Origin of the sequence: Sinorhizobium sp. CB7, from assembly GCF_041357635.1 — a bacterium.
Lineage (GTDB): Bacteria > Pseudomonadota > Alphaproteobacteria > Rhizobiales > Rhizobiaceae > Rhizobium.
Genome location: NZ_JAULLL010000057.1, coordinates 1 through 1261, shown reverse-complemented (window position 1 = coordinate 1261; position 1261 = coordinate 1). Strand labels below are relative to the sequence as shown.

Genomic DNA, 1261 nt, shown 5'->3' with positions numbered 1-1261 from the left:
CCTCGCCGGCAGCGGCGATCTGGGTGAGCAGCTCGCCGTAATGGGCGGAAAGACGTGCGACGGTGGCATGATCGAGCTTGCTGGCGTTGCGCGTCCAGCGCAGGACAAGCGCGTCATCGGGCATGACGGCGATCGTCAGGGGATAGTGCGACCGCTCCTCGGAGGCGACATGATCGATGGTGATCGGGGCTTCGCTTTTGCGCAGCTCGGCGTCGACCGGATAGTTCTCGAAGACGAAGAGGGTGTCGAACAGCGCATCGCCCGAACGGCCGGCCCAGCGCTGCACGTCGGTCAGCGCCGTATGCTCGTACTGGCGCAGCTCGATATTGCCGGCCTGCAGCCTGGCGAGCCATTGGGCAAGCGGCTCGTCGCCGCGCACCTCGCAAAGCACCGGCAGGCTGTTGATGAACAGCCCGACCATCGTCTCGACCCCGGCAAGCTCGGCCGGCCTGCCGGAGACCGTCACGCCGTAGGCGACCTGAGGGCGCCCGCCATAGCGGGCAATGAGGATCGCCAAGGCGCCCTGCATCAGGGTTGCCAGCGTCAGCTGATGGCGTTGCGCCGCCCGGCGAAGCCGCTCGCTCAGCTCCCGGCCGAGACCCTGTTCGAAGACAGGCCCGGCCGCATCATCCCCGCAGGGCGCCTCGATCACCCCCGTCAGCGTCGCCGGATCGGCGACCTCGGCAAGCCGGGCCCGCCACCAGTCCTCAGCCGACGGCTGACGCTTGAGCCAGGCGATGTAGTCGCGATAGGGCACGACTGGCGGCAGTTCCGCAGCCGGACCCTTCGTATAGGCCGCCATCACCTCGCCGAGCAGCTGCGCCGAGGCCCAGCCGTCGAGCAGCGCATGATGGCAGGTCCACACGTGATCGTGCCGGCCGTCGGGACGGGCAAACAGGTTGACCCGCATCAGCGGCGCCCCGGCACTGTCGAAGCCGCGCGCCAGATCCTCGGCGAGCCAATCGGCTAGCCGCCCCTCATAGGCATCACCGCCTTCGGCCGCCGACCAGTCGTGCTCGGCAAAGGGCAGCATCGCCCTCCGGCGCACCACCTGCAGCGCCTTGCCGCCATGACGCCATTCGAAGTGCGTGCGCAGGATGGCATGCCGCTCGATCGCCGTCTGCCAGGCGGCAACCAGCGCCGCCTTGTCGAGCGGCCCGGAAAGCGTCATGCGCAGCTGAGTGACGTAGACCCCCCGGCCCTCCTCCAGCATGCCGTGGAACAGAAGACCCTGCTGCAGGTCCGTCGCCGGATAGATGTC

At 68.7% G+C, this 1261-nt stretch carries 1 protein-coding gene; it reads right to left on the bottom strand.

The features are described from left to right. The coding region (locus AAE029_RS36150) for a condensation domain-containing protein (protein WP_371077755.1) at window positions 1–1261 on the bottom strand (1261 nt) is incomplete at both ends.